The sequence below is a fragment of the Desulfoluna sp. genome (assembly GCF_030145185.1).
Classification (GTDB): domain Bacteria; phylum Desulfobacterota; class Desulfobacteria; order Desulfobacterales; family Desulfolunaceae; genus Desulfoluna.
The window spans coordinates 68,874-94,535 of the sequence record NZ_JAQYWB010000012.1 but is presented as its reverse complement, the minus strand read 5'-3'; the positions used below and the strand labels follow the sequence as shown (position 1 = coordinate 94,535).

Here is a 25,662-nt window from a genome sequence, read left to right as displayed (position 1 = left end):
AATGGCTCTTGCGCGCCGGCAAAGGGGCTTTTTAAATTTGAAGATCGGGAATTTACACCACTTGATCACAAATGGCAAGGGGCGGTGAGATAAAAAAGGCAGGCGGCTCTTCGTGGCCTGGTTTGCTGCGGGGGCCGGTCGGCAGACCGATACAGCCTATTGGCTCATAAATGGCTAATAGCCTTGTTCCCGCCTTTGGCCTGTGATATTGCTCTCCGGCCATTATAAATGGCCCTTGATCATTATTGGTTTTTAACAAAAAAAATCCAACCCGAGACGCGCCGTGCTGAGATGGTTTTCAGTCTGGGTGCCCTGTCTCTCATGTTTCGTACGTTATGTATGATTTTTTAAATTAAGGAGTTATTCCTATGATCTCTTTGGTGGGTATGCGTCCCCTTGTCTTTTGTCTGGTGTCGACTTTGTTTCCTGTGATGGCCTCGGTCGGCTTTGCCGCTGAAATCACTCCCTTCGTGGATATGTCGGGGTCAGCGGTTGAGAACACGGCGTGGGCTGCCCCGATAAGCGAGCAGGCGAATGGAGAGAGCCTGTCGGCTATGTTGCCATCACCTCGCAAGGGGTGGCGTTCCGATCCTGCCACGTCCGTTGAATCGGGTTTTGCGGAGCCCGGTGGCGAGATGATCGCCGAACGAATCTATCGAAAAGGTGAAAGCGGCTCTCTGATCGTTCAGATTGTGGCCGGGTCCCCGATGATGCGCAGCGCCGCGATGGAGATGTCCCACCCCCGGTTAGTCGAGGCGGATGGAGGCAGGCTGGAGCGTATCCATCAGCAGAAGGCCATCGTGACCTACGACCCGAATAATGTCTCCGGTGATATCAAGATGATCATTGCTCACCGTTTTCTGGTGACTGTTGACGGGGAGGGCATCACCCTGGATGAACTCAAAGAGTATGCCGCGGCCATCGACGTTGAGACGCTGATCGCATTGCCCGGAAAAGCCTGATAAAAATCCCTCCTCCGTTTCCGCCTTACAAAACGATCCGGCAAGGGCTGTTTCAAACCCCTTGCCGGACCAAAGACCCTTGCCTTTTTTTCGGCCCCCCAGCCCCCCTTTGCCACCGGAGCCTTTTTTGCGCTCATATTGGCCTCAATAGTTGTTTAGAATTTAAGGATAGTTTTTGAGAAAGTGAGATGGATTACATCCATTAGGTAGCTGAATGTGTTATGGTGTGCGCTCGTATTTGCCTTATTTCGGACCCTTTGATGACGCTACGGAGCCCTTTATGAGACGTGTCAGCTTGTTTGTGTGTGTGTTGTTTGTTTTTTTCTGCCAGCCCTTTTTCTCTTTTGCTGCCTCGGATGGCGCTCCGTTGACAGGAGAAGAGAAGGCCGGACTTTTTGTTGAGGTGCTTTCCACGGTTTTTGACGCCCTTGAGAACCACAATTTGTCACAATTAAAAGACGAATCGAAATTTTCTAATTTCGTCAATGACGAGGAAAATGAGGAAGCCCGATTTGAGAGCCGCATTTTTTTCGACGCCACAGGCCTTAAGATCTCTGGCACGGTGAGGGCTGAGGAGGTGACGTTCTATCTGCCCGAGGGGTGGGAACATGCCGATCGTGATGTGGCCAAAGCCATTCATAAGAAGATGGCTTTTTACCACCGGGAAGAAAGGTCTCAAGAGGAGGTTCGAGTCTTTTTTCGTCACTCCAGGCTGGAGGAAGAGGACAGCTATTATGTGGTGCGCCTCGATGTCCCGGTGGGTAACGCCACCCACTTGACCCTGGGATGTTATAAGAAAGATCGCCGTCAGGCGACGACCGTGTTCTCCAACTCAGGGGCTAAGTGGAAGGCCGCGAGCGCCGGTTCAAAGCGGAAGGGCGGTGATCTCTGGGCTGCGGTCCTCCTGCAGCGTAAGTTTAGAGTCTCCGGGGATGTTTTTGGTCGTCATCAGCTGGAATTTTCTTATGTGGAAGGGGTCCCCTGGCTGGCTTATTCGCCCCAACTTTACCCCATGTGGATTGAGGGTAACCCGAAAGCAGCGGAAAAAGGATTTATCAAAAAATTGCAGGGGGTTTATCTGGATGGAAAGTCTCTGGACGCTTTTCAGCGCACGGCCCTGCGTCGGCCCCAGTTGGTTCAGAACTCGAAACAGCCGAGCATGCCTCTGAACGCCGAGGACATTGCCGCCCTGAAAGGGGGCACCGAACTCCGGTTTGACCTGGTGACGGTTCTGGATGAGAAGATGCAGGTTGTTTTTCCCCTTAAGGGCTCCATGAAGGCCCTCTCCACAGTTGAAGCGCGTGCGGCAGCGAAACCGGTCACCAACCTGATCGGCCTGGTGCTTGCAGGGGACCGGGAAGGGTTGCAGAGCGCCATCAACCGGGGCGTCACTGCCCACCCCAGGGCAGGGGGCGAGAGGTCTCCGCTGAGCTTGGCTGTGAGCATGGAAGATACGGAGATGATTCGGATCCTCGGAAAGGCTCAGGGCCTTGATAAAGAAGAGAAAAACAGTGACGGTGATGGCTTTCTTCATATCGCAGCCCACTATCTCCACGGCACGGAGGTGCTGAAAGCCCTTTTAGACATCGGTTGCAACCCGGACATTCGGGACAGCACCGGCCGTTCCCCCTTGAGCCGAACGGTTTGTTACCAGGGATTTGGAAAAATTGATCTTCTCCTGGCTGCCGGGGCCCATATCAACGCCACGGACGAGGACGGATATACCCCGCTGCATCACACCGTGAGAAATCGATTCTCCTCAGAAGACGAGACCGCATATCTCATCAAAAAGGGGGCCGACAAGAACAAGAAGAACCAGGATGGCAATACCCCCCTGATGGTGGCCATCGACAACCAGTGCTGGGCCCATATTACAAAATTGCTCGAGTTGAAGGCCTTCCTGTCACCTGAAAACAACAAAGGCCAGGATGCCTTGGCCATGGCCGAATCGTATCGAGACAGCAGCGACCTGACTGAGAAGATTCCCATGCTGGCTTTGGTCGGTGAAGAGGCGATCCAAAAGATCCAAGAGTCGTATAAAAATCTTGCAGAGATGCTTGAGGAGAAGATGACCTATTTCCTTGGGTTTACGAACTCCACCAGTGAAACGGTGTACATAGCGACTCGTATAAAAGGGTCTGACGGCGATTGGGCTACGCATTCGTGGGCAAAACTTAATCCGGGTGCGAAAGAATTGATAGGAAAATCCCGCAACAGCATTTTTTACTTTTTTGCAGAATCCGACTCCTGGGTCTGGAAAGGGACCGACAACACCCGGACCATCTCAGGCAAGAAGTACGGGATGCGGCAAGTGACGCTCGATGTTAAGGATCGAGGGGAGCCCTATTATTACGATCTTAAATAAGAATCAGGGCCTGTGAACAGTGAATAGTAGGGCGGCGTTGCCGCTGGAAAAGAAAAAACCGTGGTAACGATTCAGCTTCTGTTAAATCAAAAAAAGTGCGCAAGCACTCTCTACGGGGGTGACGCGTAACGGATCACCGACGGTGTGGGGGCCGTGAGGGTAGGGTGTGCTTGCGCACCGCGGGTTAACCGTACCGGCCAGGAAAACCCACGCACGGTTCTCCCCCGCATCGCCCAGAAACAGCCACCGGTGTGGTTTTTTCAAGCCAAAGGTACGCAAGCCCTCTCTACAGGGGTGACGCGTAACGGGTAACCGACAGTGTGGAGGGGCGTGAGGGTAGGGTGTGCTTGCGCACCGCGGGTTAACCGTACCGGCCAGGAAAACCCACGCACGGTTCTCCCCCGCATCGCCCAGAAACAGCCACCGGTGTTGGTTTTTCAGGCCAAAAGTACGCAAGCACTCTCTACAGGGGTGACGCGTAACGGATAACAGACGGTGCGTGGGGCGTGAGGGTAGGGTGTGCTTGCGCACCGCGGATTAACCGTACCGGCCAGGAAAACCCACGCACGGTTTTCCCCTGCATCGCCCGGAAACACACCCAGGGTGATGCGTCGCCGCTGGAAAAGAAAAAACCGTTTTGGCCACAGATACACACAGATGGACACAGATGGGAAAAACAGGCGATAGGCGATAGCCCATAGGCTAAAGGCTAAAGGTGAGGAAACAAAGGCGTTCGTGGTTCTTTGTTCTTCGTGCCTGGTTCAAGGAATTCGCTTCGTTCGGCTATATTATATGACCTGTTTTCCCTCTATTCACTACATTCTAATCACGATTCACCGGGCGAGGCTGGCACGCCATGGCTGCAGGGAAGGCCTTTTAGTCTTGGGCGACGATTCTGGAGCGCCACACTCCGGTGCGGCTTTTTTTAAAATGGCCGGAGCGAAGCGACTCCACAACGAAGAACCAAGAACCAAGCACGAAGAACGTTTTCGACAACCCACCATGTTGGGGCCTTGATGATGTTGGATGGCGATTCCAGTGCGGCTTTTTTATAATGGCCAAGCGCAGCGACTCCTCGAACGAAGAACCAAGAACCAAGCACGAAGCACGAAGAACGCTTTTTCACGAAGAACATTTTTAAAAAACAAAAAAGGCCCGGAAGATTTCTCTTCTGGGCCTTTGTATTTTTTGATTGGTAGCGGGAAGTGGATTTGAACCACTGACCTTCGGGTTATGAGCCCGACGAGCTACCAGACTGCTCCATCCCGCAACAATGAAGCGCACACTACATGGGGGCCGGGGGGATGTCAATGGGGAAATGAAAGCGTTCGTGGTTTTTTGTTCTTCGTGCTTTTTTTTCAGCCGTTAATCTTCTAACGTCAGCAATCCCAGGTCGATTCCAAGGGCGCTTGCAATTCGGGTCAGGGTTTCAGGCTGCAAATTGGCGTTGGGTTTCTCCATGTGGGAATAGGCCGCTTGGGTGATGTTCATGAGCTGTCCCATCTCGCGCTGGGTCAAGTGCAGGTGTTCCCGCCAGGAACGGACAAGGCTTTTTCCGTCTCCAAGGTGTTTATCAACAATTTCGTGGGGGATGTAATCGGATTCGTTGCGTCTCTTTTTGGGGCGTGGGTTGCCGGTGAGATTCAGGTAATCGTTATAGGAGATCACCACAAATGCAGGTTTTCCGGTTTCATCTTTGATGATTTGATGATTAATAGGTGCGTTCATCTCGATTTTTTACCTCCTCGATCTTGATAACGCGAATCTTTTCTTCCACATCAAACAGAACTCGATAGTTTCCAACACGTATTCTATATCCGTACGAATGATTGGAAAGTGCTTTGATGTGACGGCACATCGGCCAGTTGGCAAGCTCGGCAACAGAGAGTCTTGCTCGGGTTTGGTCTTGCACCGGGAGTTTTTTCAGCTGCTTGAATGCGCGTTTGTGCTACCTGATGTTATACATAACTTATATATTAAATGGTTTTCGAGTGGGGTTCAAGGTAAAAATATCAGGCCTTAAAAATACAACTCGCTATAAAGAATGAAATAAGGCTGCAATATTTACGGATCATTTGTATGGGTTTTTAGATGATATTCATGCAGGTGAGTAGGGCGGCGTTGCCACTGGAAAAGAAAAAACCGTGGGAACGATGTAGCTTCTGTGAAATCAAAAAGGTACGCAAGCCCTCTCTACAGGGGTGACACGTAACGGATAACCGACGGTGTGTGGGGCGTGAGGGTAGGGTGTGCTTGCGCACCGCGGATTAACCGTACCGGCCAGAAAAACCCACGAACGGTTCCCCCCCTGCATCGCTCAGAAACAGCCACAGGTGTAGGTTTTTCAAGCCAAAGGTACGCAAACCCTCTCTACAGGGGTGACGCGTAACGGATAACCGACAGTGCGCGGGGCGTGAGGGTAGGGTGTGCTTGCGCACCGCGGATTAACCGGACCAGCCAGGAAAACCCATGCACGGTTCTCCCCTGCATCTCCAAAAACATCCACAGGTTTTGGTTTTTCAGGCCAAAAGTACGCAAGCCCTCTCTACAGGGGTGACACGTAACGGATAACCGACGGTGCGTGGGGCATGAGGGTAGGGTGTGCTTGCGCACCGCGGATTCATCGTGGCAGCCAGGAAAATCCATGCACGGTTCTTCCCTGCATCGCCCGGAAACAGCCACAGGTGTTGGCTTTTCAAGCCAATGGTGCGCAAACACACCCAGGGTGATGCGTCGCCGCTGGAAAAGAAAATATCGTTTTGGCCACAGATACACACAGATGGACACAGATGGGAAAAAAAGGCGATAGGCGATAGGCTAAAGGCTAAAGGTGAGGAAACAAAGGCGTTCGTGGTTATTTGATCTTCGTGCCTGGTTCAAGGAATTCGCTCTGCTCAGCTATATTCTATGGCCTGTTTTTCCTCTATTCACGATTCACAGGGCTGCGCTGGCACGCCATGGACTATGACGGGTGTTGCAGGTGAGGCCTTTTTGTCCTGGGCGGCTATTCTGGAGCGCCGCACTCCGGTGCGGCTTTTTTTAGAAATGGCTGGAGCAAAGCGACTCCTCGAACGAAGAACGAAGAACCAAGCACGAAGAACGCTTTTTCACGAAGAACGTTTTTTAAAAACAAAAAAGGCCCGGAAGATTTCTCTTCTGGGCCTTTGTATTTTTTAATTGGTAGCGGGAAGTGGATTTGAACCACTGACCTTCGGGTTATGAGCCCGACGAGCTACCAGACTGCTCCATCCCGCAACAATGAAGCGCACACTACATGGGGGCCGGGGGGATGTCAATGGAAAAACAAAAGCGTTCGTGGTTCTTTGTTCTTCGTGCTTGGTTCAAGGAATTCGCTCCGCTCATGGCTATTAGTGAATAGTGAATGGTGAATGGTGAGTAGGGCGGCGTTGCCGCTGGATAAGAAAAACCCATGGTAACGATTCAGCTTCTGTGAAATCAAAAGAGATGCGGTGGCGTAACGGATAACCGACGGTGCGTGGGGCGTGCGGGTAGGGTGTGCTTGCGCACCGCGGATTAACCGTACCTGCCAGGAAAACCCACGCACGGTTCTCCCCTGCATCGCTCGGAAACAGCCTCAGGTGTTGGCTTTTCAAGCCAAGGGTACGCAAGCACTCTTTACGGGGGTGATGCGTAACGGGTAACCGACGGTGCGTGGGGCGTGCGGGTAGGGTGTGCTTGCGCACCGCGGATTAACCGTACCTGCCAGGAAAACCCACGAACGGTTCTCCCCCTGCATCGCCCAGAAACAGCCACCGGTGTTGGTTTTTCAAGCCAAAGGTACGCAAGCCCTCTCTGCAGGGGTGACGCGTAACGGATAACCGACAGTGCGCGGGGCGTGAGGGTAGGGTGTGCTTGCGCACCGCGGGTTAACCGTACCGGCCAGGAAAACCCATGCACGGTTCTCCCCTGCATCACCCGGAAACACACCCAGGGTGATGCGTCGCCGCTGGAAAAGAAAAAACCGTTTTGGCCACAGGGGGGAAAACAGGGGTGAGGGCATAGAGGGGAAATAGGCGAAGGGCTAAGGGTGAGGAGAAAAAGCCGTTCGTGGCTCTTTGTTCTTCGTGCTTGGTTCAAGGAATTCGCTCAGCTCAGCTATATTCTATGGCCTGTTTTTTCTCTATTCACTATTTTCTATTCACGATTCACCGGGCGGCGCTGGCTCACCATGGATTTTGGCGCGTGTTGCAGGGAGGGGGTTTTTGTCCTGGGCTGTGATTCTGGAGCGCCGCACTCCGGTGCGGCTTTTTTTATAACTGTGAAGCGAAGCGACTCCTCGAACGAAGAACCAAGAAAACGAAGAACCAAGCACGAAGAACGGTTTTCCAATGAAGCCCCAATCCACGGCGGGGTGACGTTAGCGGTGGCCGAATGATTTGTGGTCTTTTCAGACGAACTTCCGAGGATTACTCGGTAGTTGGCGCTTCAACCAGTTCGCCAGATTTATAGATATTTTGGTCAAACCGCTTTTGGTTGATGCTGTATCCATCTACCAGATATTCTCGCAGGCGTTGAGTGGCCCAGATGCGGAACTGTACCCCTCGCTTGGAATTGGCTCGGTAGCCAACGGAAATTACAGCATCCAGATTGTAGTGTTTGAGTCGCCGTTTAACCTGTCGCTTGCCTTCGGTTCGAACCACTAAGAAATCCTTAGCGGTTGCATCTTCTTTCAGTTCACCGGCATTGTAGATTTTTTTCAGATGCATCAATACGTTTTCAGGCGTGGTATCGAGCACATCGCTCATCTGGCGTTGTGTCAACCAAGCTGTGCTGGTTTCAAAGCGTACATCCATCTGGGCGTTGCCATCAGAACTTTGGTAGATCAGGATATGGCTGATTTCAGTCACGGCGTCGCCGCTGGAAACGAAAAAAACAAGTTGGCCACAGATACACACAGATGGACACAGATTCGGCTTTGCCGATAAAAACAAAAGAAAAAGACGTTCTTTGTTTAGGGAAGTCCCACAGGAAAGACGTAAGATAAAAACAACCCAAAGCAATCTGACCACGAACCACACGAAAGGCACGAACAGGGGCAAAAGCAACCGCTGCTGAAGAGGCCATCGCTCGTCCGGGCGCGCCGTGCTCCGCCGCGGCTTTTTTATCTTATGCTGGAGCGCAGCGACTCCACGGCCGATAGCCCATAGCCGATGACCTTTCGCCTGCTTTCTATCCCTTACCTGACAAAGACCCTTCTTCTGTGCCACGCAAGGTTATCGAACCCTGGCGAGAATGTTTGATCCCTGGGCTCAACAATGGGGCAGTTTTCAAGCCCGAGGAGGTGGGCCGCAGAGTTGCCAGCCGACTTCAGGTGATGGGAAACGATGATTTGGTGGTGTTTGTCGATCCCCAGCATCCCCTCGTCAAAGGCCCAGTGGCAGAGTTTGCAGAGCGACAGGCCATTGGTGAGGTCGTTGTTTTGCGTCTCGGCAAAGGGGATGATGTGGGCCGCATCCACCACGTGATGCTCCTCCGGTGTCTGAACTCGGACCTTGCAGAGGGCGCATCTGTGGTCGTACTCGGGAAGGAGGGCTCCTCGAAATCCCCGGTCTCTGACGATACGGGTGACGGTCACCTCTTTGACCTCATTCGGGGTGAGGGTTTTTCTGTTTAAAAGGTACTGGGTGTATGTTGCCGATAGCCTGTTGACCCTTGACTCCCCCTGGATTATTGGCCGGATTTCCGGGGCAAAGTAGTGGGTGATAAGGGCCGAGCGCAAGATCTCCCGGGTTTTTGGCCCTTGCAACAGAATGTAGAGACAGTCGTCAAGTTGGGCGTGGCTGTAACAACTTCGCAGCTTGTGGAGAGAGTGGATCTCCGTGGGGGGAAGAGGGTGAGAAACTTCGGGCAGGGGGATCAGCGTGAGAACCCCGTCGCCTTGAAGCCGGGGGAAAGGGTAGGCCATGGTCGAGATCTTCGTTTTCGAGAACAGTTTGTCCCAGTAGCTTGAAAAGGCCTCCACCAACTCCAGGGAGGGTTCGAACCGGTTTTCAGTGATTCGGCCAGCCTCCATGAGATCCATGATGGCGAGAAGAAGAAATGGTTTGTGGGGCGCTTGGTGGGTGGTGAGGGCGCTCCAACGCTTGGGGTTTTTGTCGGTGCGGAGTTTGGTGAGTTTTTGGGTCCAGTGGGTGAGCATGGGGGGCTCCGAGAGATACCGATTGATTCAGGTGTAATGGTGAAGTTTGTTTGACGTCTGGTTTACTTTACTTCAAAGGCTTTGTTTGTCAAAGGCAACTTGCGGTTTTGTTTTCTGTTTCATGTGATCAGGTTCTTCTTATAGAGACAAGCCCCTCTTCCTTGCTGTATGTTTCTCCTGTATTTCTCATCAATTCCAGGCTACAAATAATTTTATTACTACCGCCGTTTTTAAAATGAATGGATGGGGTGTGCCGGATTGAGGGGATCCCTTTTGAATCGTTAGGGAGGCGTCGGCAAGTCATTTTTAGTGGGTATGAATAATTCGCCTGCGTTTAGCCGATTTCATCGGTGGCTGAGGCTTTCAGCGGAAAGCCATAACAATGGTGCTTACAAAACTTTAGGCAGACCGGTATCGTTTCCAGGCGCTGAGGTTACCCGCTTTCAAGGTGGCGCCACCTTGCAGCCGGAGGCAGTTTTTTGTTTTTAATCTTCACTATCCCCAGAGAACGGAAACCCACATGACCCTGGCCTACGGAAAAAGTATAAAATTGTTTCTCATGGATGCCGACCCGGAAGGGCGGATGATATGTGAGCTGTCGAATTGGACGGGCAAGGCGTATCGAATTCCACGGAGGAAGGTGGGCGAATGCCGCAGCCGGGAGGAGCTGACCTCCACGGCAGTTTATCTTCTTTTTGGACCACCGGAGACCGCGGGCCAGCCTCGGGTTTATATTGGAGAGACGGAGAACGCCTTTGAGCGGTTGAAGCAGCACGTATCGAAAAGTGATTTCTGGAACGAGGCGGTGGTTTTTATCAGCAAGGATGAAAACCTGAACAAGGCCCATGTGAAGTTTTTGGAATCCCGGTTCCATGAAGATGCGGTGGTTGCGGCGCGGTATGCGGTGGAAAACGATCAAACGCCCACCCGTAGCAGTATTTCAGAGGCAGACCAGGCTGAAATGGGTGAGTTTGCGGTGTATGCCCGGCTTTTGCTTAACACCATGGGGTTTAAGGTGTTTGAGCCCATTGTAAAGCCGGTGGATGCGGCTGAATCCTTGGCTCAAACGGATGACATCTTTTATCTTGCCGGTGCAGGTGATGCCGAAGGAACAGGGCTGCGGACGGCTGATGGATTTGTCGTTCGGAAAGGCAGCCATGCCCGGCTGGACCCAACGCCTGCTTGTCAAAAAGGGTTTTTGGCCAGGCGGGACGACCTTATTGCTTCGGGAAAACTCCGAAAGTTGGACCACGTCTACGAGTTTGTGGAAGATGTCTTGTTCAGCAGCCCGTCCACGGCGGCAGCTATCGTGTTGGGGCGAAGTGCCAACGGCAGGACCGAATGGAAAACCGCCTCCGGGGTGACCCTTAAGGAGATTGAGGCGGTGGAGGTGGGGAGTGCCGAGAATGTGGCGTCCGAGATCGATCCGCTGTTTTTAACTGGGGCCAGGGATGCTTAGGATCGAACATTAAATAGCATAGCCAAAGTTGCCTGCCTCCGGCGGCCCTGCCGGGGGCCAAACTTTTGAAAAGTTTGACAAACAGGTTTTAAACAGATTGCGGTCACCCGACACTCACGGCAACCTCAACATATCATTTATGATTGCTTTCGCCATACCCTTCTCTCCCACTTTGAGGCGGGAGAGAAGGGTGCATCTGTGTCCATCTGTGTGATCTGTGGCTAAGTTTTTTCCCGGGGGAAGGGGTCTCCGTTGCCATGACGAAACAGTGGGGAACAAGGCCAGAAAGTATCTGCCGGGCTGGGTGGAATAACCGTTTGAAATTTGTTTGACTGTTGTTTGACTGAGGTGGGGCTGTTTGAATAAGCCTTTTCTGAAAAAGTCTATTTATCAGTAGTTTATCTTTGCGAAGTTGTTTGATGGTTTTGTTTTAGGCCGGCCTTTGGAAAAGTGGGTGGGTCGTGATATTTGAAAAGTTTTTTTTGTCTGTGTTTATTTGACGTTAACTTCTCCAACACCCCTTAACCCTTCGTCTCAATCAGAATCGCTTCAGAGCCCGAATTTCACACCCTTCCGTTTCTATCAAAAACCAGAAAAACTGGTACCTCGTCTCCGGTGTGTACCAAGCGCTGAGAGCCCCTCACCATCGGGTCTCCTGTGAAAACGGAAATCAGGAATGATTCTTTTGGGGGAGCAGAATGCTGCCCTGTTCGTGCTTTTCGTGTGGTTCGTGGTTAAACGGTCCTTTGCTTGCTCACCAGGCCATCGGAACAAACTAGGACACCTGAAAACAGGGGACAGGCAAGATGCGATTTTGAGGAAGAGAGCGCTGAAGGGTTGTAACTGAAAAAGGAAAAGCTTTTAGCCGCATTCCCGCCTCTTGAGACGGCGAAGCCACTTCATGATCTTCCTGTGCTTCAATGTAATATTGATTTTTCTTGATCCCTGTGTCGCTGATACTACCGACGGCGTGGGGGCTGTGAGGTAGGGTGCGCTTGCGCACCGCGGAATGATCGCAACGGTCATGAAAGCCGATGGATGGATGCCCCCCACGAAGCATAAAAATGGCGAGAGGCGTTGGTTTTTCAAACAGATGGTGCGCAAGCACACCCTACGGGGTATCGTATGGCGGGACGTTTTCGTTATTCTGGCAGCCTGAGGTAGATTGAGCTGTTTGCCTTTGATTTTAATAAAAAGTTCCATGAGTCCGAGGTGGTCTCGCTTCGACGTGGTGTGGGGGATGGTGAGCGAAAAAAGCCGTGACTGAGCTTGGCGCGCCTAAAGACAAAGATTTACGGGAGCCTGGAGAAAGTCCCAAAGCGGGTGAAGAGTCCATGGTACGTATGACAGAAGCGGTGAAGGTCGAATGCGCCAGACGGTTCTTTTCGAAGATTTCCATCGATGAGGTTCATTACGATGTGGTGACGAGCTATGACAAACTCATGGAAATTGTGCAATAAAGTGTTATAGCCCGGATATTTCACGAGTCGAGTGCATTCATATTCAAGACATCAGAGCTGCAGATGTAGTGGTTTACCTCAAAGCTCTGGTAACGCAGAAGATGGGTGCACTCGGTTCGCCCGGAGGGTGAGAAAATCGAACAGAAAACCCAAAATGACATTTTGTATTTTTCAAGCGCATTATTTTTTCGCGACAAGACTCTGCCATTAAGCTATATATTTCTTTGTGTTGCGGTTTCTCATGAAATATCCGGGATAGGGTATATAAAGAGTTAAATTAAAACCATTTCAAAGCTTTGATATAACCGGGAGACCCCATGCTCAAACAGATGACCATTAAAAACCTGACTGTTTTTCAAGAAGAGACCCTTCACTTCGCACCGGGTTTGAATGTCATCATTGGAGAAAATGGCAGCGGTAAATCCCACCTTCTGAAAGCCGCATATGCTGCCATGGCAGCCAGTGCTGAAGAGGCGCGAAGACCCGGGGGGAATGGCCCCACAAAGACGGTTCTCCAAAAGACGTATGCTGAAAAATTCATCAACGTATTCAGACCGGAAAGTCTGGGACGATTGGTAAGGAAGCGTCAGGGCCGGGAGCGCTGTGAGCTTGGTTTTGTTTTTGATGATCATAAAAAAAGCTGCCAATTCGGATTTGCAAGCGCCAGCAAAACAGAGGTCCAGATCGAGACCCTTCCCGGGGCATGGGAAACCCAGGCACCGGTTTTTCTCCCCACGCGAGAGCTTCTCACGCTCTATCCTGGCTTTGTTCCCATGTACGAGAGCAGATACCTCGAGTTTGAGGAGACGTGGCGTGACACATGCCTTTTGCTGGGTGCTCCTGCCCTTAGAGGCCCAGGAGAGAAAAAAGCTGCCGAGCTGCTGAGACCCCTTCAAGAGGCCATGGGCGGAAACGTTATTCTGGACACCAATGGTCGATTTTATTTGAAACGCCCCGGACAAGGCACCATGGAGATGTCATTGGTAGCCGAAGGCCTGCGGAAACTGGCTATGTTGGCACGGCTTATTGGAACAGGTTCGTTGCTGGATAAGGGATACCTCTTCTGGGATGAGCCTGAATCGAATCTGAATCCCAGACTTGTGAAAATGGTAGCCAGGGTCATTCTGGAACTTTGCAACAACGGTATTCAGGTCTTTGTGGCTACTCACTCCCTGTTTCTACTTCGAGAATTATCCATTATTTCATGCGACGCTCGGTTTAAAAAAATGACGCAACGCTACCTCGCTCTCACCCGAGAAACATCCGCATCAGACATTGTTGTGGAGCAAGGGTCGACCATAGACGAGCTGAACACCCTGGTGCTACTCGATGAAGAGCTGGCTCAATCTGACCGATATATGGATTCTGAAGAGATGGGGTAACCACATGACACCATTGGATGAGGGCCGCCTGACGTTTACATTTTCCGGGGACTCATTGGCGACCCAATATGACGACTGGACCTTTTACAAGTCGCATATTCAAAGCGCTTGGGGTGGATGCAAAGCCATCGATTTCATATGTGTCCATCAACGTCAGACCTGGCTCATTGAAGTGAAAGACTACAGAATAGACCGGCGAACCAAAATCTTGGATTTTGGAGATGAGATTGCACTGAAGGTTCGAGACACTCTTGCAGGCCTTGCTGCTGCCAGGTGCAACGCCAATGACGCTGATGAGAGAAGAATGGCTGGGGAGGCGCTTCAGTGTAAAAAGCTTCGTGTCGTTCTTCATCTTGAGCAACCACGCAACCCATCCAAGTTATTCCCACAGGTCATCGATCCGTCAAAGATGACCCAAAAACTCAAACAAAAATTGAAGGCCGTGGATGCCCACCCGCGTGTGGTGGACAAGCACAGCCTAAAGTCAAACCCAGATATGTGCTGGTCTGTTGATGAGAGTTCATCATATAAGCACTGATATGATTGTCATCTCTGGTGATCCTCAATATCCGTGTTTTATATTTTTACCATGCGTCCAAATGTGGTGCTTATAAATTCCAAACCGTGAATGTCACACTTTTTTCAAGCCTCATCATCAGCATCACGAAGGCCCCGTAGGATGGGCAAAGCGCGAAGCGTGCCCATCTTTCATTGGAAAACCCGTAACGATGATGATTACAAAATTTTAGGCAGGCCGACACCGTTCACGGACGTGGCAGGTTGTTCCCGCGCCAGATGGGCACGGCACTACCTTTGCCCATCCTACGGGGTTCCGACCGTGCCCATGGGACAGGGTTTATGCTTCACCAAGCGTTGTCCCGTGGTGAATCAAATATGGCTGAAAAACACTATCGGCAGATTGAAACACCGCAGCGCTTTGCCCTGAGGAACGAAGGGTAAAGCGCTGCGGTAACCCGCTTTCGAGGTGGCACACCTCGCCGCCGGAGGCTGTTTTTTTTGCTGTGAGTTCTTACTTCTAACGAACGGAAACCGACATGACCCTGGCCTACGGGAAAAGTATAAAATTATTTCTCATGGATGCCGACCCGGAAGGGCGGATGATTTGCCCCCTGTGTTAAGATAGATGTCGAATTGGACGGGCAAGGCGTATCGAATTCCACGGAGGAAGGTGGGCGAATGCCGATGCCGGGACGAGCTGACCTCCACGAAATCAGGGGACAGGCATAATGCGAATGCCTTTCTCGACGAGCCACAAGCAAAGCCCAGCGGAAACCTGCTTTCAAGGTGGCTCACCTTGCCGCCGGAGGCACTGCTTTTTGTCCTTTTATATTTTTCTTGCAACCGTCGTTCTGAGGCAGCACATCGCCCTGTCGTTTGGGGTGGCTATGAGTTATAAGCAGTGATATGTTTTTACTATTTTGTTTTTCGGAATGGCAGGACGTCCTCTCAAATAAGGGCTGTTTTACCCCCCCTTAAATTTGCCGGTTGGGGGTGGGCCCAGTGATGAACGCGGAAAGAAGACAGGAGATGGAGAAAATGATGAAAAAAGTGATCTGCAGTTTGACTGTGGCATTGTTTGTACTGGTGGCGGTTCTGCCTGGGATAACGTCTGCGAAAACCCTCAAGGTCGGTTTAGTCACCGACGTGGGGAGGGTGGATGACAGTACGTTTAATGAATTCGCGTACAACGGCATGATGCGGGCGGCCAGGGATTTTAGGATTGAAACCGCCTTTATCGAGACCCATCAGCCCAGCGATTATGAGAAAAACATCGCAAAGTTTGTGGAGGAAGACTATGACGTAATCATTACCATGGGTTATATGGTATGGGACGCCACCCAATCTATGGCCAGAAAGTACCCTGGGACTCAGTTTATCAGTGTGGATCACGCAAACGATCCTGCGGTTGAAAATATCATGGGGCTTGTGTTCGCCGAGAACGAAGCGGGATTCATGGCTGGTGCCCTGGCCGCCATGATGTCTAAGACGCAGGCTATTGGCGTTGTGGCTGGTATCGAGATTCCCCCGGTGATCAGGTACAGAAAGGGGTATGAGGCGGGTGCAAAATACGTGGATCCTGACTGTGAGGTGTTCGGTGTCTATATTGACAGCTTCACGGATCCAGTTCGGGGACAGGCCGCGGCCTTGTCCCAGATGGAACAGGGCGCGGACGTGATTTTCGGAGCGGGGGGAAAAACAGGTTCCGGTGCCATCAAGTTCGCGGCCCAGAAGGGAGCGTGGGTGATCGGAGTGGATCAGGACGAGTACATGACCTCCTTTATGAAGGGGACGGTTCCCGCCTCAGATCATCTCATTTCAAGCGCCATGAAGCGTGTCGACAATGCGGTTTACCAGGCGATTGAGACGACGGTGAAAGGCCATTTTGCCGGGGGAACCCGTGTGTTCAACATCAAGAACAACGGCATTGGACTGGCCCCCTTCCACCAGGCAGACCCGAGCATCTCCGGGGAGATTAAAGCCAGGCTGGCTCAGATTGAAAAAATGATTAAATCCGGAAAGATTGTCGTTCCCGGGTTGTAGAAAACCTATCCCGGATATTTCACGAGTTGGGTGCGCTCATATTAAGAAAGAAACCAGGGAAACCAGGGGACAGGCAAGATGCGCTTTTGAGAAAGAGAGCGCTGAAGGGTTATAACTGAAAAAGGAAAAGCTTTTAGCGGCATAGCCGCTTCATGATCTTCCTGTGCTTCAATGTAATATTGATTTTTCTTTGATCCCTGGTGTCGCTGATACTACCGTCGGTGTGGGGGGCAATCATATCAGGGTGTGCTTGCGCACCGCGGAATGATCGCAACGGTCATCAAAGCCGATGGATGGATGCTCCCCACGAAGCATAAAAATAGCGAGATGCGTTGGCTTTTCAAACAGATGGTGCGCAAGCACATCCTACGGGATGTCGCATGACGGGATTTTTTTGTCATCCTTGCCGCCTGAGGTAGGCTGGGCTGAAGGGTTACTTTTTGTGTTTTTTTATAAAGAGCCCTGTGAATCCGAGGCGGCTGCGTTTCGAAACGGTGTGGGTGATGGCGAGCAAAAAAAGCCGCGACGGAGCACGGCGCGCCCGAAAATCATTTTTACGGGGGACTATAGAGAGCTCCCAAGCGTGAGAAAGGCATCGTTGACGCCTGGATAGAGTATTTTAATGAGCTTTTCCCGGTTCGGCCTAGCCCCTTTCCAGCGGCGCAGCTGTATCTGTGTCATCTGTGTCATCTGTGTGAGCTGTGCCACGTTTATTTCTTTTCGGAAAAAGTGTCGCATTGTGTTTTGCTGACAGCTGGCATACAGAAATAAAATGGTTTATGCCGGAAAAAGAGGCCTCCTTTGTCATTGATAACAACCACTTGGAAACGTCCAGGCTGGTATCTGAAACCAGACAAGTTACGGTTGGTGAGGTCATGTTGAGTAGAATAGTTACCTTGACACAAGATTTGAGCTTTTGTACCTTGTATTTCTTAATTTAGAATATTTTAAAAAAGTGAATTCTTATCATTTTAAGAGCAAAAGAAGTCACCAGTTAAATGTAATTTATTATTTGAATGGATCTACAATGCTTGAGTTAGATATCCGTACTCTATTTGTCGCAACGGCACTTGTCTCGATTGGCTCTGCTGTGGCCTTGGTTTCTCTGTGGCGATTTCAGTCACAGCGTAATGGCGCGGGGTTCTGGGCTGCGGGTATGTCCTGTGTTTCCGCAGGCAGTATCTTAATCTGTGGGCGTGGAAATATTCCCGATTTCATCACTATAGTCGTTGCTAATTCACTTTTTGTGGTCGGGTTTGTGCTTATCTTACGGGGGATTCGTGTTTTTACAGGCCGTCCTTCATTCTTGTTTTTTGATTTGGGCCTACCCCCTATAACCGTCATGCTTTTTTACTATTCCAGCTATGTCGATCAAAATTTTAATATCAGAGTCGTCGTTCTTTCCGCTGCGCTCGCAATGATCTGCTTTGCCATTGTTATGACCTTGGTACGTGATAACAATGCACCTTGGCGATCCACCGGATTTGCAGTGGCTGCTCTTTTCGGTTTGTTTGGCATTTCCCATGGGGGACGGGGAGCAATAGCACTGCTGTCTCCTTTTGAAAACCCTTTGATGCATCCGAGCATTTCGTCGTCGTTAGTATTTCTGGGTGGAATATTTATTATTGGGGGAAGTGCGATAGCGCTCATCCTGATGACTCAGGCCACCTTGGAATCGGAACTTCGGATTGTTTCCCTTGCAGTTAATCAATCAGCTTCATCGATAATTATTACCGATACAACCGGATCTATTGAGTACATAAATCCAGCTTTTACGGAGAAGACGGGGTATTTACCGGAAGAACTCATTGGAAAAAATCCTCGTATTTTGCGTTCTGGCGAAACGTCCCCTGAAGAGTACGCTACTCTTTGGAAAACGCTATCTGCTGGAGATACTTGGCGGGGGGAGTTTCATAACCGTAAAAAGAATGGTGAACTGTTTTGGGAAATTGCATCGATATCACCGGTTAAACAAAGGAGTGGAAAGATTCGCCATTATGTTGCGGTGGAGGAAGATATCACTGCACTGAAGAATGCTGAAGAACGTATCCTCCATATGGCTAATCATGATGTTCTAACAGGACTTTCTACGAAGCGACTTGCTATGGATCGTTTGGTGAGTGCCTTAGCTGTCGCGAAGCGTAATAAAACAAAGGTGGCGATTTTATTTATTGATCTTGATGGCTTTAAGACGGTTAATGATTCTTTCGGTCATGGGGCTGGTGATCAGGTTCTAAAGGAAACGGCAGCTCGGCTTTGTTCCAGTGTTCGGGAGGTCGATACGGTGACACGTGTTGGTGGCGATGAATTCGGGATTTTACTTACGGACGTCCGAGACAAAGACTGTATTACGACGGTAGCCGAAAAGGTTATTAAAGCGGTGGCTACTCCGTATAAATTGGAGACCGTGGAGGTAATCATTGGTGCCAGCGTTGGCATTTCTTTATATCCTGACCATGGAGTATGTCCTCGGGAATTAGTCAAATTGGCAGATCAAGCGATGTACGAGATAAAACGCCAAGGAAAAAATAATTATGCATTTATTGAGGTAAACCACTACATCTGCAACTCTGATGCCTTGACTATGGGTGCACTCGACTCGTGAAATATCCGGCCTGAAGTGTTACTTTTTGCGTTTTAGAGCTCGCGCAGCGGCAACCTGCTTTCAAGGTGGCACACCTTGCCGCCGGAGGCATTTTTTTTGTTTTTATTTTTCCCGAACTCTTCCTGTTTCCCCCTGGCCCCTTCCCAGCGGCGTAGCCGCATCCGTGTCCATCTGTGTGATCTGTGGCCCGCTCCTTATTTTCTTACACGCTTTCTTTCAACGTCATGATTCGATCATAGGATTGTCGAATTCTCTCTTTCGAAATTTTGCCTTCGTCAATGAGGCTGAAAATGATGTCCATGATTTCCGGGACCATATGCTCGTTGTACGTTGTAATATTGTTGGAGAAAACGAGGATATCACAGCCAGCATTGATGGCTTTTTCAATGGACTCCCGGGTTCCAAAATTTTCTCTTATGGCACCCATCTCCATTGCGTCAGAGACGATGACCCCGTTAAATCCGAGTTCTTCCCGGAGTATTCCCGTGAGGATTTTTTCGGACAGGGTCGCGGGATAATCGGGGTCGAGCCGTTGATTAAAGACATGGGCGCTCATGATCATCCGGCATTGTCCATTGCCGATTAACTGCCGGTAGGGGTCGAGTTCGATGTCACTCCAGGTGTCTGTTACATCGGTCAGGCCCAAATGGGAATCGGTTGTGGCGCTGCCATGGCCTGGGAAATGTTTGCAGCAGCTGAGAATGCCGCGGTCTGCGTGCTCTTCAATAAAGAGCCCGGCGTGAAAGGCCACCCTTTCGGGGTCGTCTGAAAAGCTTCTTCCGAGTGCGCCGATGGCCGGGCTGTCGGGGTTGATATTGACATCTACCACGGGGGCGAAGTTGATGTTAATTCCCATTTCTTTCAGGGTGGAGGCCATGATGGCTGCCTGGAAGCGTGTGGTGTTTTCATTGTTGCGCTCACCAAGGGACTGCGCCGTGACAGACGCTGGAAAGCCATAGCGTTCTTTCAGTCGGTCGACGACCCCACCTTCCTGATCGATGGCCACAAACAGTTTTTCTTTGGCATGGGCTTTTAAATCAAGGACCAGTTGTTTTAATTGCTCAGGCGATTCAATATTTCGGGGACGTGACCGGGAGGGGCCATCGTATTCATATAAAATGATCCCCCCTACATTGAAGGTCTCCAGATCGGAGACCATGTGGTGGTCAGGGGCGAGCGAGGTCCCCCGGAACCCTACCATCAGCATCTGCCCGATTTGATCTTCTATGGCAACGGCCTGTTGATCATTGTTTCCACATCCCGTAAAAACCGACACACTGATCAAAACAATAAAACACCATCTTGAAAATTCAGTCATAACCTTGCTTTACTTGTATATCTGATTGTAGGTCTGGATACGCTTGCGAGTCTCATCCGTCAGGGCGTTAAACACCTCACCTGAAAGCAGGCCGTTTTTATTTCGGTATATTATCGTTCAATGTGTCTTCCCCTTATGTGGAGCCATGCCTCATGGACGGCTCTCTTGTTGCAAAACAAAACATAGCCACGATGCGAATATCCCCTCCTTTGTCATTTAAGACAAGTCTGAAATCGATTCTGGTTGCCTGTTTTTTCACACAGGGACCTTCTTGACCCGAAGGGTGAGAAAATCAGACAGAATACCGTGGATTACATTTTACATTTTTGAAACGACCGAAAATATGACTGGGAAGAACTGTCATGACGGATTATTTCTTAGTCCTGATTGTTTTCTCATGAAATATCCGGGTTAGCACGGATGGTAGATAGATCTGGTATGTTGAAGGGAAAATTGAGATAGTATCCCTTCGATTTATATATGGGCAACAAGCAAAGGATGGAGCGATGATCAGGAGTGATATGGATAAGGCCGAAACAGATGCGAAACATGTTCTGAACCAGCTTGGCTCCCTCAGTTCGTATCTCACCGGTATGGATGCAAGTGTGGAGCGGGACGCCTGCTTTCATTTACCCCTGGATATCATGAGAGAGGCCATGGCTTTTGATGTCAGCGTGCTCTATGAGGTGAGCAATGTGGTCGATAACTGGTTGATCCTCGAAGTGACTCGCGTGTTCGATCCGATCGGTTACCGAAGCGACCTGCGCGAGGGGCAGAAGCTCAGGCTGGATCTGGACCACCCCGAAGGGATCTATATCAATGAGATCCTGGCCTTTACCTCTCGGCAGATCTCTCATATCAATGTGCCCAACCAGGGCTGCGATATGATGGGGTTTGTCTATGTGCCCGAGAGTCTCGGTGGCGGATATCTCTTCGGGGGGGATTATTGTGGCCAGGAATCCGGGGTCAGGGATTATGAGGCCAGTGTCTGTGAAATCATGTGCAATTTTCTCAGCACGATCCTGATCAAAACGCAGCTTGAACAGCTGGCCGTTTACGACGGTCTCACCGGGCTTCACAACAGCCGGAGCATCAAAGAGGAGGTGTCCCGCCTCTGCAATCGTTTCACCCGGAAGACCGAGGCCGTTGCCAGCATCGTTCTTTGCGATATCGATCATTTTAAGGCGGTGAACGATACCTATGGGCATATCCAGGGCGACCTGGTCCTGAAGGAGGTGGGGGAGATCCTCTCCGCTTCCATGCGGAAAGATTTTGATGTCGCAGGGCGGTATGGCGGGGAAGAGTTCCTTCTGGTGCTCGATGAGACGCAACGCTCTGATGCCTTCGCGATCGTCGAGCGACTCCGCAAAAAAATCGAGGCGCACGCATTCGGGAAAACCGATAAAGCCGGAAAGCCGATACCCGGCGAATTCCTTCGCATTACTCTGTCATTTGGGATTGCGGAAAACCGGGCCGACTCCGAGCCCTGCGATGCGCTGGCTTGGATCGCTCGCGCGGACACCGCTCTTTATCATTCCAAACGTGGGGGCAGGAACAGGGTGAGTCTCTGGAATGATTTTATGGATGAGGGAAGCTGATCCACGTCTTGAGCCATCAGCGAATGTGATCACCCTGAAGCACGAAGGGTGAGGGCATTCGCAACCTGCTTTCGAGGAGGTGGTACACCTCGCGCCGCCGAATGCCTGTTTTTTCTACCCATTTTAATGATAGAAGGTGTCGTTTGACGGTATTGTGTGTTTTTTAGAAAACTCACTCGCCCGTTTGTCACCGGTGGGCCAAATTGGGATGAAATCATAAGATTTTTGGCACAATTATAAAACCAACTAAAAAATTTAAGGCAAGTGTAATCAGTAACGTTTTGCATAATTCTTTTTTGAAATAAAATGTTTTATGTTTGAATTTAACGAAAAACACAACGGTCAAATACAGTACTGATGAAACAATTGCAAATAAAGCAAAAATTCCAAAAGAGTATCCAATGCATATACTCAGCTTTGAGAGCCCTTGAGTTAAACCAGACTCAATGATTTGGGGCGGCGTTTGAAAAACACCGGATATGATATGGGCGATTAATAATGAAACAATGTAGAGGCTGAGGTTTTGTTCTCTGGGTGAATCGAAAGTGTTGGGCATTGTTTACCTCGTTATAAGAAATCGTGTTTAGCTTCATTCAATAAAAGGTTATGCATTTGGTAACTATTCAGCCTAATTCCCCTCCGACTGATAGAATAACGAAAACATTCCGTCATGCGATACCCTGGTGTGCTTGCGCACCATTTGTTTGGGAAACCAACTCCTCTTGCCATTTCTATGCTGCGTGAGGGGATCCGTATATCGGCTTTCATGACCGTTGCGATTCTACGGCGGTGCGCAAGCGCACCCTACCTTATACCCCCCACACCGTCGGAAACGCCTCACATACAGGGTACGCGTGTTTCCTTTTTTTACACTTTGCCACTATAGCCCAGATATTTCACAGACGCTGAATAGCTACAAAGTAAAAAGCCGCTGGATGCCAAATAGTTTTTTCCCCGATGGCAACCCAGACCACGGATTACGCCATCAGCGAATGTGATCACCCTTAGGCACGAAGGGTGAGGGCATTCGCAACCTGCTTTCGAGGTGGCACACCTCGCCGCCGGAGGCATCGTTTTTTGTGCCTTTTTTTCACAGTCCTTCATCCTAAGATCCCTTTGTAGATAAAGAAACCGTAGCTGGCGGCAAGCAGTGCGCCCGCAGCGCGGGGCAGGCGTTTGAAGACGCCGACAAACACGAGGTGTGCGGTGCCGGCCGCCATGATGGTGATGACCCCGGCCTCGAAGGAGGCGGGGATCTTGATGGGGGAAAAGACGGCATAGATGCCGATGCACATGGGAATACAGATATGGCCATCTCCGATCTGGGAGGAGTAGGCGATATCCGACCGATCCACGGCCGCGTAATAGAAGGCAAGGATTCCGTTGGGGACCACCATGAGGAGGCCGCTGAGGATTCCAATCTGCTTATAAGAGATAATCCCCCCGCCTCCCCCGCTGGAGACCCATGCCACCAGCCCTTCGATGCTGTAATACGTTCCCCAGGCGGCTCCGCCCACCAGGATGAGGTCCACGAGAATCCATGGGTTGATGGCCCTTTCCTTCCGAACGTTGGATTTCATTAGATCGAAAATTTGAAAGACCTGCCAGAACAGGAAGAGTCCGATGAGCACCAGGCCATCCCCCTGGTCCAGGACGTGATCACGGGCAAGGGCCCAGGTCACTGCCGTGAAAAAGATCATGGCGATCAGGGTGAGAAGGAGTGAGAGGTAGTCCAGCTTCTCTTCGGATCGGTCCTCCTTGTTTCCGGAGAGGGTCAGCCCCCAGAGGAGCGCGGGAATGCCAAGGAGAATCGTCAGGTTCGTCACGTTGTTCACGATGCAGTTCTCAAGCACCATGGCGGCATCCCCCCCGGAGGTCCCCATGACGTAGGCGAAGGCGAGGTTGGCAAAGCCGGAGCAGTAGGGCATCACCAGCGTGCCGATGACGGTGCCTTCAAATCCCTTTTGTTCAATCGCATTGAGTCGCCAGACCATGAGCAGGGAGGAGAGGAGAAACAGCCCCAGGAGCTCCCAGGGCCCGGCGTTGACAAAGAGGGTACAGGTATCCTTGAAGAGGGCGTGATAGTTCGGGGTCGCCGCTAACGACTTGAGCCCGTCCAGCAGGTGCCACAGCAAATCTAATTGTTTATCCACAAAAGTCCATCGATCCTGTCCATGCCTCCGTTGGTCGTGTCAGTAGCCAGACTTTTTCCGAATTTTTTGAAAAATGTTTAACTGACAGTGCCTCAGTATACACCTCGGATAATTTTCCATCCAAAGACAGTAAGGAGGCGCCCTGAGGTTGTCGTCTTCGCCTGCATGGGCGGATGGTCACTCAACCCGCATCCGTAAGATATGCCCTGGCAGGGGTCAGAATGCATTTGCAGTCAGCTTTTGAGGACCGCCGCAGGCTTTTTTGCGATCATGTTGAGCTGCATCGTTACTAATAAAGTTTTCAAAGGTGAGCAACCGGTATTTTCTTTATTCGCACCCCCATGATTTTTTTAATAGATTTTTTGTAACGATTCAGCTCATAAATAACAGCCTCCGGTGGCAAGGAGGCCTCGTTTGAATGGCACCGTGACGCAGGATCATTATAAAGGAGAGACCATGTGGAGTCATACGGCATTGCTTATCATCGACATGCAGAACGATTTTGTGCTCCCCGGGGCCCCGGTCTGTGTGGACGGGGCGCTGGAGACCGTGCCGAGAATCACGAAGGTATTAAACCGATTCAGACAGGCCAAGGCCCCGGTCTTTCATGTGGTGCGGGAGTATCGGGAGGACGGCAGCGATGTGGAGGCCAACCGGCAGGATTTTTTCCGGAAGACGGGCGGTTTTGTCGTCCCCGGCACAACGGGCTGCGAGATCGTTGCGGTCTTGAAGCCGCTGCCAGGTGAATATCGGCTGGTGAAGAACAGGTACAGCGGGTTTATGAACACGGAGCTCGATTTTATGCTGCGCAGGTTGGGGATCACTCGGCTGGTGGTGTGTGGGACCCAGTACCCCAATTGCGTGAGAGCCACCCTTTTTGATGCCGTTGCCCTGGGGTACGAGGGGGTGCTGGTGACCGATGCCGCCTCGGCCCAGACACCGGAGATTGCCCAGGCCAATATCCTTGATATTCAAAATATCGGGGTGACGTGTGTGGAGACGGATGTGTTTTTGCGGTGAATGGCGAGAAGTGAGTGGTCAGGAGTGAGTGGTGAGTGGTGAGTGGTGAGTGGTGAGTGGTGAGTGGTGAATAGTGAGTGGTGAATAGGGAATAGTGAGTAGGGAACAGGGAACGTTATTATTCAGCTTATGCCGGCGGCTCTGCCGGGGGCAATTATCGCTATGGCATTTAACCTTTGTTCTTTAATCGGTAAACAGGAACGGAGTTTTAAAAGGATGAGTGGGACGTGACAGAATCACAGTGGGCAAAAAAAGGGGCGACCTTAAGTCATAAAAATGCATGTAAAGAATTTGGCCTTCGGGAAGATGAGATCATAGAGGCAATGAGAGCCGGAAAAATGCAGTTCCGGCAAAATTATGCCCATGGGACCCCCTATTTCAGGTTGCTTCGGATTGAAGTTAAATTATTAGCCGAAGAGCTGCATGGCTCCAATGACCTGGAAAAACAACGGCTAAAACATGCGTTGAAAAAAATAACAACGGAAATAAACAGCCTTAAGAGAAAGCTGGCAGCGTTGGAAAAACAGAAAAATGAATTGCTTGAAGCGCAAAACAAAGCTTAGCCCGAAGGGTGAGAAAATTAAACAGCAAACCGAAAATGACACTTTGTATTTTTAG

Annotated in this window: 16 protein-coding genes and 2 tRNA genes; 11 read left to right on the top strand and 7 right to left on the bottom strand. The window is 50.7% G+C overall.

Annotation, left to right across the window (positions count from 1 at the left end):
• The first annotated feature begins 368 nt into the window (after nucleotides 1–368).
• A complete protein-coding gene (locus tag Q1Q75_RS05700; RefSeq protein ID WP_300668220.1) occupies nucleotides 369–962 on the top strand; it encodes a hypothetical protein in 594 nt (197 codons plus the stop codon).
• A gap of 280 nt (nucleotides 963–1,242) precedes the next feature.
• Nucleotides 1,243–3,327 carry an ankyrin repeat domain-containing protein gene (locus Q1Q75_RS05695; RefSeq protein ID WP_300668219.1) on the top strand — a complete coding sequence of 695 codons (2,085 nt, stop codon included), beginning with the start codon at nucleotides 1,243–1,245 and terminating at the stop codon, nucleotides 3,325–3,327.
• Nucleotides 3,328–4,520: 1,193 nt separating this feature from the next.
• On the opposite strand, the gene Q1Q75_RS05690 is transcribed toward Q1Q75_RS05695, so the two are convergent.
• From Q1Q75_RS05690 to Q1Q75_RS05670, 5 genes are all read right to left on the bottom strand, one after another.
• A tRNA-Met gene (locus tag Q1Q75_RS05690) sits at nucleotides 4,521–4,597 on the bottom strand.
• Nucleotides 4,598–4,692: 95 nt separating this feature from the next.
• Nucleotides 4,693–5,055 carry a helix-turn-helix transcriptional regulator gene (locus Q1Q75_RS05685; protein WP_300668218.1) on the bottom strand — a complete coding sequence of 121 codons (363 nt, stop codon included), beginning with the start codon at nucleotides 5,053–5,055 and terminating at the stop codon, nucleotides 4,693–4,695.
• 1,450 nt (nucleotides 5,056–6,505) lie between these two features.
• Nucleotides 6,506–6,582 (bottom strand) — tRNA-Met (locus Q1Q75_RS05680).
• A gap of 1,172 nt (nucleotides 6,583–7,754) precedes the next feature.
• Nucleotides 7,755–8,555: a RhuM family protein gene (gene rhuM, locus Q1Q75_RS05675; protein ID WP_300668217.1), complete on the bottom strand. Its 801-nt coding sequence runs from the start codon at nucleotides 8,553–8,555 to the stop codon at nucleotides 7,755–7,757.
• Nucleotides 8,525–9,487 (bottom strand): HNH endonuclease, encoded by a 963-nt coding sequence (locus Q1Q75_RS05670; protein WP_300668216.1) that lies wholly within the window; start codon nucleotides 9,485–9,487, stop codon nucleotides 8,525–8,527. Before Q1Q75_RS05670 ends, rhuM begins: the two co-directional genes overlap by 31 nt.
• 520 nt (nucleotides 9,488–10,007) lie before the next feature.
• Here Q1Q75_RS05670 and Q1Q75_RS05665 point away from each other — a divergent pair.
• From Q1Q75_RS05665 to Q1Q75_RS05640, 6 genes are all read left to right on the top strand, one after another.
• Nucleotides 10,008–10,946, top strand: a complete 939-nt coding sequence (locus tag Q1Q75_RS05665; protein WP_300668214.1) for a GIY-YIG nuclease family protein — start codon at nucleotides 10,008–10,010, stop codon at nucleotides 10,944–10,946.
• Between the two features lie 1,334 nt (nucleotides 10,947–12,280).
• Complete coding sequence (locus Q1Q75_RS05660) at nucleotides 12,281–12,406, top strand: hypothetical protein (protein ID WP_300668212.1); 126 nt, start codon at nucleotides 12,281–12,283, stop codon at nucleotides 12,404–12,406.
• Between the two features lie 317 nt (nucleotides 12,407–12,723).
• Nucleotides 12,724–13,788 (top strand): ATP/GTP-binding protein, encoded by a 1,065-nt coding sequence (locus tag Q1Q75_RS05655; RefSeq protein ID WP_300668210.1) that lies wholly within the window; start codon nucleotides 12,724–12,726, stop codon nucleotides 13,786–13,788.
• 4 nt (nucleotides 13,789–13,792) lie between these two features.
• Complete coding sequence (locus Q1Q75_RS05650) at nucleotides 13,793–14,326, top strand: hypothetical protein (RefSeq protein WP_300668208.1); 534 nt, start codon at nucleotides 13,793–13,795, stop codon at nucleotides 14,324–14,326.
• 1,019 nt (nucleotides 14,327–15,345) lie between these two features.
• Nucleotides 15,346–16,350 (top strand): BMP family ABC transporter substrate-binding protein, encoded by a 1,005-nt coding sequence (locus Q1Q75_RS05645; RefSeq protein WP_300668206.1) that lies wholly within the window; start codon nucleotides 15,346–15,348, stop codon nucleotides 16,348–16,350.
• A 1,027-nt stretch (nucleotides 16,351–17,377) separates the two neighbouring features.
• Complete coding sequence (locus tag Q1Q75_RS05640) at nucleotides 17,378–18,955, top strand: diguanylate cyclase (protein WP_300668204.1); 1,578 nt, start codon at nucleotides 17,378–17,380, stop codon at nucleotides 18,953–18,955.
• Nucleotides 18,956–19,157: 202 nt separating this feature from the next.
• Here Q1Q75_RS05640 and Q1Q75_RS05635 read toward each other — a convergent pair whose 3' ends face one another.
• Nucleotides 19,158–20,273: a glycoside hydrolase family 3 protein gene (locus Q1Q75_RS05635; protein ID WP_300668203.1), complete on the bottom strand. Its 1,116-nt coding sequence runs from the start codon at nucleotides 20,271–20,273 to the stop codon at nucleotides 19,158–19,160.
• Between the two features lie 506 nt (nucleotides 20,274–20,779).
• Here Q1Q75_RS05635 and Q1Q75_RS05630 point away from each other — a divergent pair.
• Entirely contained in the window at nucleotides 20,780–21,871 is a 1,092-nt protein-coding gene (locus Q1Q75_RS05630; RefSeq protein ID WP_300668202.1) for a GGDEF domain-containing protein, read from the top strand.
• Between the two features lie 1,100 nt (nucleotides 21,872–22,971).
• Here the strand turns inward: Q1Q75_RS05630 and Q1Q75_RS05625 are convergent.
• A complete protein-coding gene (locus tag Q1Q75_RS05625; protein ID WP_300668201.1) occupies nucleotides 22,972–24,024 on the bottom strand; it encodes a hypothetical protein in 1,053 nt (350 codons plus the stop codon).
• A 414-nt stretch (nucleotides 24,025–24,438) separates the two neighbouring features.
• Between Q1Q75_RS05625 and Q1Q75_RS05620 the strand changes: the two genes are divergently transcribed.
• Nucleotides 24,439–25,044 carry an isochorismatase family cysteine hydrolase gene (locus tag Q1Q75_RS05620; protein WP_300668199.1) on the top strand — a complete coding sequence of 202 codons (606 nt, stop codon included), beginning with the start codon at nucleotides 24,439–24,441 and terminating at the stop codon, nucleotides 25,042–25,044.
• 227 nt (nucleotides 25,045–25,271) lie between these two features.
• On the top strand, nucleotides 25,272–25,607 hold the full coding sequence (locus tag Q1Q75_RS05615) for a hypothetical protein (RefSeq protein ID WP_300668198.1): 336 nt from the start codon (nucleotides 25,272–25,274) through the stop codon (nucleotides 25,605–25,607).
• Nucleotides 25,608–25,662: the final 55 nt, after the last annotated feature.